The organism is Parasphingorhabdus sp. W113 (assembly GCF_055693205.1).
Map to the genome: position 1 here is coordinate 3,186,169 of NZ_CM146328.1, position 8,832 is coordinate 3,195,000.

At 56.5% G+C, this 8,832-nt stretch carries 8 protein-coding genes, 1 tRNA gene and 2 rRNA genes (1 of these 11 only partly in view); 4 read left to right on the forward strand and 7 right to left on the reverse strand.

The window, feature by feature from the left end; translation table 11 throughout:
* The first annotated feature begins 1 nt into the window (after position 1).
* Positions 2 to 451 carry a phosphatase domain-containing protein gene (locus tag ACZ1GS_RS15390; protein WP_472696050.1) on the forward strand — a complete coding sequence of 150 codons (450 nt, stop codon included), beginning with the start codon at positions 2 to 4 and terminating at the stop codon, positions 449 to 451.
* A gap of 41 nt (positions 452 to 492) precedes the next feature.
* Here ACZ1GS_RS15390 and ACZ1GS_RS15395 read toward each other — a convergent pair whose 3' ends face one another.
* Genes ACZ1GS_RS15395 through ACZ1GS_RS15405 form a run of 3 tightly spaced genes read right to left on the reverse strand, consistent with a single transcriptional unit; the run spans position 493 to position 2,744 of the window.
* On the reverse strand, positions 493 to 1,014 hold the full coding sequence (locus tag ACZ1GS_RS15395; protein WP_472696051.1) for a nuclear transport factor 2 family protein: 522 nt from the start codon (positions 1,012 to 1,014) through the stop codon (positions 493 to 495).
* Positions 1,015 to 1,016: 2 nt separating this feature from the next.
* Positions 1,017 to 1,418, reverse strand: coding sequence for a putative quinol monooxygenase (locus ACZ1GS_RS15400; RefSeq protein WP_472696052.1), 402 nt, complete (start codon positions 1,416 to 1,418; stop codon positions 1,017 to 1,019).
* A 9-nt stretch (positions 1,419 to 1,427) separates the two neighbouring features.
* A complete protein-coding gene (locus tag ACZ1GS_RS15405; protein ID WP_472696053.1) occupies positions 1,428 to 2,744 on the reverse strand; it encodes a cytochrome P450 in 1,317 nt (438 codons plus the stop codon).
* Between the two features lie 89 nt (positions 2,745 to 2,833).
* Between ACZ1GS_RS15405 and ACZ1GS_RS15410 the strand changes: the two genes are divergently transcribed.
* The 3 genes from ACZ1GS_RS15410 to ACZ1GS_RS15420 are packed head-to-tail and all read left to right on the forward strand — an operon-like array spanning position 2,834 to position 5,407.
* Positions 2,834 to 3,421: a carboxymuconolactone decarboxylase family protein gene (locus ACZ1GS_RS15410; protein WP_472696054.1), complete on the forward strand. Its 588-nt coding sequence runs from the start codon at positions 2,834 to 2,836 to the stop codon at positions 3,419 to 3,421.
* Positions 3,422 to 3,431: 10 nt separating this feature from the next.
* The gene (locus ACZ1GS_RS15415; protein ID WP_472696055.1) at positions 3,432 to 4,709 is read left to right on the forward strand and encodes a cytochrome P450; all 1,278 of its coding nucleotides are present in this window, start codon (positions 3,432 to 3,434) and stop codon (positions 4,707 to 4,709) included.
* A gap of 38 nt (positions 4,710 to 4,747) precedes the next feature.
* Positions 4,748 to 5,407, forward strand: a complete 660-nt coding sequence (locus ACZ1GS_RS15420) for a hypothetical protein (protein ID WP_472696056.1) — start codon at positions 4,748 to 4,750, stop codon at positions 5,405 to 5,407.
* Between the two features lie 8 nt (positions 5,408 to 5,415).
* Here ACZ1GS_RS15420 and ACZ1GS_RS15425 read toward each other — a convergent pair whose 3' ends face one another.
* The 4 genes from ACZ1GS_RS15425 to ACZ1GS_RS15440 all read right to left on the reverse strand — a co-directional run.
* Positions 5,416 to 7,557: a tetratricopeptide repeat protein gene (locus tag ACZ1GS_RS15425; protein WP_472696057.1), complete on the reverse strand. Its 2,142-nt coding sequence runs from the start codon at positions 7,555 to 7,557 to the stop codon at positions 5,416 to 5,418.
* A gap of 153 nt (positions 7,558 to 7,710) precedes the next feature.
* Positions 7,711 to 7,787, reverse strand: a tRNA-Met gene (locus tag ACZ1GS_RS15430).
* A gap of 131 nt (positions 7,788 to 7,918) precedes the next feature.
* Positions 7,919 to 8,033, reverse strand: a 5S ribosomal RNA gene (gene rrf / locus ACZ1GS_RS15435).
* Between the two features lie 162 nt (positions 8,034 to 8,195).
* Positions 8,196 to 8,832 (reverse strand): 23S ribosomal RNA (locus ACZ1GS_RS15440) (it continues 2,160 nt past the right edge of the window).

Here is an 8,832-nt window from a genome sequence, read left to right on the forward strand (position 1 = left end):
AATGAACGAAAAACCAACAATATTGTTCGATATTGATGGCACATTGGCAGATATTGAGCACCGCCGCCATCTGGTCCGGGGCGCAAAACCGGATTGGAAAGCGTTTAATGCCAATATGGGAAGCGACGTGCCGAACCAGCCCGTCGTTCAGCTCTATCATACGCTCTGGACCTCCGGGGCCTATGAGTTGATCCTGGTCACTGGCCGCAACGAAGCGCATCGCAAACTGACCGAACAATGGTTGAGCTGGAACGAGATATCTTTTGGCGCCATGCATATGCGCGCCGATGGTGATTATCGGGCGGATCACATCATCAAGGAAGAAATCCTGCATCGGCTGCTCGCGCTGGGAAAGACTATCCTGTTCACGGTTGATGATCGTCAGCAGGTTGTCGACATGTGGCGGCGCAACGGGATTACGTGCCTGCAATGTGACATCGGAGATTTTTAGCCTGATTGGCCGCGCCGCTCGCGCGGGCATCTTTTCGGGGCCTACATCGGTCGATAATCGCCATGGCCCGACTGCGTCAGGTCCAGCATGTGCAAGGGAAATTCGGGGCGCGGGCTGCCATCGGGCTGAACCGGTAGCGGGATTGTCCAGTCGAGAATATATTTCCGCTGTGAAATACGCCATTCCGCGCCGGTCTTGATCGTGCGCTTTTCAAATTTGTCGAGATAGCGGCCACCAAGGAGATTGCCCTTCATCTCGCCTTCCTTGTCGTTTATCCCCACCGCCAGACCATAGCATTCCACGTCAGCAGCCGCCGCACCGAGGAAACGAATCTGGACGCTGTTCAGCATATGCCAGCGGCGTTTCGAAGCGCGTTCAATCTCCATGACGACGGGGACAAAATCGGTGGCTGAACCTTTGAAGAAGCCGTAGTCAATCGCTGCATCGGGCCAGTAACATGTCGCCTGTCCGTCGTCGTCGAGCCAGTCGAGGGTTCGCGAATAACGGTTGAGCACTTCGGTGATCGCCTGCTTGTCGAGCAGCTCCTGCAACGCCTTTTCCATATCTATTTCCTTCCGCTCCACCAGCCGGCAATGGCCAGGGGGAAGCGCTCCTGCGCGGTTATTGTGAGGGCATCCGCATCATCCGGCAGAGCAGGGTCGCGGGTCGCTGCCAAATCACCGCCGGCACCGGTTACCGGGTCGACATATTCAAGCCGGATATCGGCGAGCACAGCAGCGAAATCATGGCCCTCATGATGGTCGGACATCTGGTGCCGGTAAAAGGCCCATTTGTCGGTGAAAGACAGCAGGCAATAATAGAAATTCTCTTCCTGTCCCTTCCAATATTCATAGCGGTTCACACCGGTTTCCGTGGCGAAAGTCTGGGCCACCATATCATCCATGATCGCCTCCCATTGCGCCTCCTTGCCAGGCTTGATCTTTATATGGGCCAACAGCGTGGTCATGTCTCTCTCCTATGCCGGGGTGAAGGTCAGATGCAGCTTGTTTATGCCGAGCATGATGCCGGGCTGATGCAGAAAATCATTGCCCTCGCCGAAGGACATATCCTCCAACCGATCGAGCAGCCGGTTCCAGGCGATCGTCTGCTCGAGCCGCGACAGGCCGGCGCCCGGGCAAACTCTCGGTCCCGCGGAAAAGGCGAGGTGGCGGGTAACAGCCTTGCGATCCAGCTTCAGTTGCTTGGCGTCTTCAAATTCGGTCGGATCGATATTGGCCGCCGCCCAGCGCAAGTGCAACGAGGACCCGGCCGGCACGGCCACACCCTGAAACTGTTCATCCTGGGCCGTGATTCGCGTCGACAGCCCCTGGGTTGGCGAACGCAGCCGCATGCCTTCTTCGATAAATGTCCGGATCAGGCTGCGGTCCTGCTGGAGTGTCTGGAACAGCCCGGGGCGCTCGCAAATCAGCTGCGCCTGTTCGGCAATGGCATATTGGGTCGTCTCCAATCCGCCAATCACCATGGCATAGACAACGCCATTAATCTCGTCATCGGTCAGCGGCCGATCCAGCGCCTTGTAATGCACCTGGGTGAGGAAACTGATCATGTCATCCTGCGGGTTCGCCCGTTTCTCGCTTGTTTTGGCGCGGACATAGTCGCTGAAACCATCCAGCAACCGGAATTTCTCTCGCGTCTGTTCCACACTAAGCTTGTTATTGTGACCGCAACCATGGACGTAGGACAAGACCTGCGCATTGCCCCAGATTTCCAGTTGCGGAATATCGTCCAGCGGAAAGCCGAGCACCGAGGCCATGGTGCGTTGCGGCAGGGGCCGGGCAAATTGCCGGACGAAATCCACAGCGCCGTCGGCAATCCACTGGTCGATCAGCTGATCAACATGACCGGTTATCATGGCCTGATGCCGTCCCGCGCCTGGCCCGACCCAGGGATCGGTCAGTTCCTGACGGTGCGCGCGCCACAGTTTCGGAGTCGGCCGCAACGAGCAGATCGACATGATCATCGCGTCGAGATCTGGCATGTCCTGAGGCAATTTTCCGGTCGCTGCGATCTGTTTGACGAGCAGCGACAGGGTCGGCGGAAACCGGTCCCAATCCTTGACCACGCGGGCAATATCTTCATGTCTGGTCAGGATGAAGGCATCCTTGTCCGGCGTCAGCCCCTCGCCGGGAATGCGCAACACCGGCGCCTGATCGTGAAGAATGTCATAAGCTTCATACCAATGTTCGGCCGCACCGGGGCCGAACAGATCGATATCGTCGAGTGTTACCGGACAGGCCATCGGGCTTAGCTTGTGGTTGGGCGTCTTGTCCAAAACCTGTCCTTCTCCAATCTGTCAGTTTTCTTGTTGGCAACTAAGCCTATTCTGGACCGCATAGCCATTGGCAGATTGGAGAGGATCGGATGGGACGCATAGCCAAATTACCGCCAGAGCAATGGGATCCGCGTATTCGTGATGCGGTGCAACCGGATCAGCAGACGGATCTCGAACAGGGCCTGACCCGCTATTTTGCCCATTGCCCGGACCAGGCACTGGGGCTGATGCAATTTGGCGGTGCGCTGAAGATGAACCGGCAGCTGCCCGAACGCCTGGTCGAACTGGTCCGGCTGCGCATCGCCTTTTTCAACCAGTGCCGCAGCTGCATGGCGATCCGCTATACTGATGCGGTCCAAGATGGCGTTGACGAAGACGCGGTTTGTTCGCTCGAGAAGCCGGAGGAAGCTGACAATTTGACCGCCGCCGAAAAGGCGGCGATCCGTTATGGCGAGCTGATGGCAACCGACCATCTGGCGATTACCGATGCCGTCCATGACGAACTGCGCGCCCATTTCAGCGAAGCCGAGATTGTCGAACTGGGGATGACCTGCGCCTTTTTCGTCGGCTTTGGCCGGCTAGCGGCGACCTGGCACATGGTCGACGAATTGCCCGAAGCGTTCCGAACATCCGATGCAATTGCGCCATGGGGCGAAGAAAAAATCATGGTGCGTTGAGGAGGACCAGATGACTACCAAAACCGACCCCGCCGTCAATCTGTTCGACTCCGCTACGCAGCAATGCCCCTATGATGCGTATAAAAGGCTGCGCGATGAGGCCCCGGTCTACAAGCAGCCCGGAACCGACAATATGTATATCGTCAGCCGCTATGACGATGTGCGCGAGGTCCTGACCAACCCCACCCGGTTCCCGAGCGCCGCACCCGATATGAGTAGCCGTGCAGCGCCAGCCGATATTGAACGCGGGCGCAAGGTGACCCGCCGGTTCGAAGAAAAGGGCTGGCTACCAGCGCCAACACTGGCGGGGCGCGATGACCCGAACCACAAGCAGATGCGCGCGATGTTCAATGAAGCCTTCAAGCCCAGCCGCATCAAGCAGATCGATCCGCTGGTCGAAAATCTTGCCTATGAATTGATCGACGGGTTTATCGACGATGGTCATTGTGACTGGGTGCAGCAATTTGCGATTCCGCTGCCGCTGTTCATCATCGGCGAGCAGATGGGCGCGAAACGCAGCGACATGTGGCAGATCAAGCGCTGGACCGATGCCTTTTTCCAGCGCATCTCGATGATGTTGCCGGAGGACCGCCATCTGGAAATGGTCGACCGGGAAATTGAGGCGCAACATTATTTTCAGCCTATTTTCGAGAAGCTGCGCGCAAAACCGGATGATTCGCTGATCAGCATACTCGTCAACACGGTGATTGAGGGCTGGGGGCGCCCGCTGAATGACAATGAACTGCACGCTGAAATGATGGCAGACACTTTTGTCGGCGGCAGCGAGACGACGACCAATGCTCTGGCTGCGGGCATGAAACTGCTGATTGAAAACAAGGATGTCTGGCGCCAGCTGAAATCCGATCCCGACAAATATATGAAAACCTTCGTCGAAGAAGTGGTGCGCCTGGAATCTCCGGTGCAAAGCCTGATGCGCTTCGTCCACGAAGACACGGAGCTGGCCGAGGTTCCGATTCCCGCTGGCTCGGTGATCAACATTCGCTACGCCGCCGCCAATCGCGATGACCGCTTTTTCGCCTGTCCGGAAAAGATCGACCTCGAGCGCAAAAAGGCCGGGGCGCATATGGGCTTCGGGTCCGGAACCCATCATTGCCTCGGCGCCCCGCTTGCGCGGCGGGAACTGATCTGGGGGTTCACCGCCATTGTCGATCGGTTCGAAGATATGTGGTTTGCCGAAGGGCAGAATGATTTCGCATATCATCCGCACTTCCTGCTGCGCTCACTCAAGGCGCTGCATATCGAATTTGAACCCCGGCGCGCGAGATAAGCCTCGCAATCCGCAATGGCATCCTTCATGCTGATCGCATGTTTGGAATATTTCTTACAAAAGAGATATTTGGGGCAATCGCCCTCGTCCTCACCTTTGCCGCATTCTACCCCTATATCGGCTCGATCTTACGCGACGAGACGCGTCCGCACGTCTTTTCATGGACAATCTGGGGTTTCGGTACGATTGTTGTTTGCATCGCCCAACTGCTCGACGGCGGCGGCATCGGTGCAATGGTGATCGGCCTGTCCGGTCTGATAACCTTGTGCGTCGCCCTGCTCGCCTGGATCAAATCTCGTGACACCAGCATCGTTCGCATGGATTGGGTGTTTCTCGCGCTGGCAGGGAGTGCGTTGCCATTGTGGCTGCTGACCGAAACAGCGCTCTCCGCTGTCATCGTTCTGACGATCGTAGACCTGCTCGGATTTGGGCCGTCAGTGCGCAAAGCCTATGTCAGCCCTCAGGAAGAAAATGCCATGTTTTTCAGCATCGGCGCGCTGCGCAACCTGTTCGTTGTCCTGGCGCTGGAACAGTATTCCTGGACAACGATCTTGTTTCCGGCAGCGGTGGGCATTGCCTGTTGTCTGTTCGTAATTCTGATACTGGTCAGACGAACCGTCGGGCCATCACACAAAGGCTCTGGATCGGCAGCCACGGAACACCTCTCGGGCAACCGCAATCCTTCGCAGCCGAATTGAACCGGGGATCATGCTAAGGCGGCGGGCTTGGGCAGCAAGTCTGGCCAGCCATATTTTTCCCACGCCGCAACCATCCCGATCCGTTCGGCAAATGCGATGAAACCGGGATCGCGTCGCACCTGACAGGCCGGATCGAAGTCGGACCAGAGCAACATGAAACAGAAGAAATTCGCGGGTGTGATTTGCGCGCCGAGCGTTTTGAAGACCATCTGCGATTCGCCCATGCAGATGGCGGGCAATACAATGGTTGAATCATACGGATCGTGCAGCGTTGCGTGGAGCATTTCCAGGACCATGCAGTAATTTTTTCGGTCCTGCTCGTTTCCACTCCACAATCCTTTCGCTGCCATCAGCCAATAGGCATCCATGGCTTCTGGTTCCATCGGCGCGCTGCCGGCTGGTGGAAAGATCACCGTGTTCATCAGCTTTCTTGTCTGCTGATAGGATTCGACAGCCGCTTCCCTGTCACCCGATGCGGCGATTGCCTTGGCGAGAAACAATGTTGGAAAACCGAGATCGACCATTCTCTGACCGGCATTAATGGCCGTTTCGATATTCCCGAGATTGATATGCACCGCGCACAAAATACCATAGTTGCGCCCGTTGACCGGATCCTGATCGATAGAGGCCTCAATATAAGGCAGGGCATCCCGGGACCGCCCGCAATAAAGCAGAAAAGAACCGGCACGATTTAGAACATCCGGATTATTTGGCTCGAGCTTATACGCCTCAAAAACCAGATCGAGTGCACCGGATATGTCGTTCTGCGTCCATTTGTGAATCGCCAGGATGACTCGGGCATGCGCCTGGTCCGGAGCCAGCGCGAGCGCGCGCTTCGCATATTGTGCCGCCTGTTCGCATCGCTCCATCCGGTCCAGACAGGGTGTAAAAACGATCATGTTGATTTCGGCCTCTGCCAGCGCGGTCCAGCATTCGGCAAATTCGGGGTCGAGCTGCAACGCTTGGTTCAGCAAGTCGATCGCCGTGGGCAGCACCCCGTCACCGATTGCCCGGATCGTCAAGGCACGACCCTGCAGATAGAGGCCATAAGCGGTCCGGTTATCGGTCAGCTTTCGCACCTTGGCCTCATGCCCGTTCAGCTTGAGCGCTTGGCCCAGCCCGCTGGTCACCGCTTCAGCTACCTCGGCCCGGGCGGCAAATATGTCATCCAGGCTACCATCATAGCTATAGGACCAGACTTCAAAGCCGGTCTCCGGATCGACCAAGCTGACATCGATCCGGACCTGTCCACCCTGCCGCTGAACGGATCCTTCCAAGAGATGCGACACGTTCAACGCAGCGGCGATTTCCGAAGGCCTTTTGTCCGAATTGCGAAACAGAAAAGACGAGGTTCGACCGGCCACAAGAAGCTGAGGCACTTGGCCCAATGTCGTGATCAGTTCGTCGACAATACCATCGGCAAAAAACCCCTGATCATCCGGTGTCGCCGACGATTTAAACGGCAGGACCGCAATCCGCGCCTTGCCGATATTGCGGTCCGCAATCGCGCCACCTGCGGGCGAGCGCACCGACCAGGCGCGCAGTAAACGGGCATGATCGGACAATTGGTCGTTCTTTTCCAATACCGCCAAAGTCAGGGTAGTGGCGCTTTGCATTTGCTGTTCTACCTGACGGCGCTGCGCGGCAAGCCAGTCTGCGAAAGCCTCGCCAAAATCCATCTGCTCGAGCAAGGGCTTGGCCCCTATCCGGTCAAGTATTGCGGTCGCTGAAAGAGGATCGCCTTCGGAAAAGGCCCGTTCCAGCGCGGACAAGTCGGATTGAACGGCGCCGTGAATGAGCGCGATCCGGGTGCGGTTGATATCAAGAAGGTTGCAGCCATGGGCGGCGAGTAGCTTGCCAAGGTCCAGCAGACATTGCCTTAGACTGGCCTTGGCCTGGGTCTCAAATCGGCCCGGCCACAGCAATTTGCTGACATAGCTGCGCTCAAGCGGCTCACCCGGCGCCAGACAAAGCATCGCGAGAATAGCTTGTCCGCGGCGATTGGTAATGATGATTTCTGTGCCATCTGGCGCATGGAGCTGGAACCCGCCAAAAAGGGTTGCACGCGGCAAAGCGGATATGGTGTGCGACACTGGTTCGTGCTCAACGCTTTTGATCGCCGTCCCCCTATCCGCAAGATCATGGAACATAATGCAATTTCTGGTTTCGGCAATGGCTGAAATGACAGGTTTGAAGAAACCGATCCTGATCAAAGGAGAACGACCGGCGATTCCTGACACCCAGACGCAAAAAAGCCCCACTGTTGCCAGCGAGGCTTGTAAAACTACGAAGATGATATGTGTTGGTTGCGGGAGTAGGATTTGAACCTACGACCTTCAGGTTATGAGCCTGACGAGCTACCGGACTGCTCCATCCCGCGCCAACCATGGCACTGCTTTTCAACGGTGCCAAAATCAAAAAAAGCGGCCGGCCCGTTGCCGGACAGGCCGCTTTTTGAAAAAGTGAATGGGTTATTTCCTCGTGACTACATCTCCATGCGCCTGCTGCAATGCCTGGCGACGACCTACTCTTCCATGCCTTAAGACAAAGTACCATCGGCGCTACCTGGTTTCACGGCCGAGTTCGAGATGGGATCGGGTGGGGCACAGGCGCTATGGCCACCAAGCAATGAAGCAAGCGCATAAGCTGTAATCACGGGTCTTTTAATCGATATATCGTTGGTATGATGCACATGTTTATATCCATGCACATGATACCGTGGGCTGAGCTTATATTGTCCACCCCAACGACAAAGCTGTTTCCAACATTGTTGTTGATGGCGGGATTCTACAAGCGCGAAAAGAGTAATTAGGACTGGTTAGCTTCATGCATTACTGCACTTCCACACCCAGCCTATCAACGTGGTGGTCTTCCACGACTCTATGATAACTTATCTCAAGGGAGGCTTCCCGCTTAGATGCTTTCAGCGGTTATCCCGTCCATACATAGCTACCCAGCGGCACGCCTGGCGGCATGACTGGTACACCAGAGGTATGTTCAACCCGGTCCTCTCGTACTAGGGTCAACTCCTTTCAATTATCGACGCCCACGGCAGATAGGGACCAAACTGTCTCGCGACGTTCTGAACCCAGCTCACGTACCACTTTAATTGGCGAACAGCCAAACCCTTGGGACCTGCTCCAGCCCCAGGATGTGATGAGCCGACATCGAGGTGCCAAACGATTCCGTCGATATGAGCTCTTGGGAATCATCAGCCTGTTATCCCCGGCGTACCTTTTATCCGTTGAGCGATGGCCCTTCCACGAGGGACCACCGGATCACTATGACCGACTTTCGTCTCTGCTCGACTTGTCAGTCTCGCAGTCAGGCGGGCTTATGCCATTGCACTCTAACAGACGGTTTCCAACCGTCCTGAGCCCACCATCGCGCGCCTCCGTTACTCTTTAGGAGGCGACCGCCCCAGT

What these genes read in the sequence shown, in the direction of transcription:
- ACZ1GS_RS15390 (WP_472696050.1), top strand. Translation starts at nt 2, where the DNA reads ATGAACGAAAAACCAACAATATTGTTCGATATTGATGGCACATTGGCA.
- ACZ1GS_RS15395 (WP_472696051.1), bottom strand. Translation starts at nt 1,014, where the DNA reads ATGGAAAAGGCGTTGCAGGAGCTGCTCGACAAGCAGGCGATCACCGAA.
- ACZ1GS_RS15400 (WP_472696052.1), bottom strand. Translation starts at nt 1,418, where the DNA reads ATGACCACGCTGTTGGCCCATATAAAGATCAAGCCTGGCAAGGAGGCG.
- ACZ1GS_RS15410 (WP_472696054.1), top strand. Translation starts at nt 2,834, where the DNA reads ATGGGACGCATAGCCAAATTACCGCCAGAGCAATGGGATCCGCGTATT.
- ACZ1GS_RS15415 (WP_472696055.1), top strand. Translation starts at nt 3,432, where the DNA reads ATGACTACCAAAACCGACCCCGCCGTCAATCTGTTCGACTCCGCTACG.
- ACZ1GS_RS15420 (WP_472696056.1), top strand. Translation starts at nt 4,748, where the DNA reads ATGTTTGGAATATTTCTTACAAAAGAGATATTTGGGGCAATCGCCCTC.
- ACZ1GS_RS15425 (WP_472696057.1), bottom strand. Translation starts at nt 7,557, where the DNA reads ATGTTCCATGATCTTGCGGATAGGGGGACGGCGATCAAAAGCGTTGAG.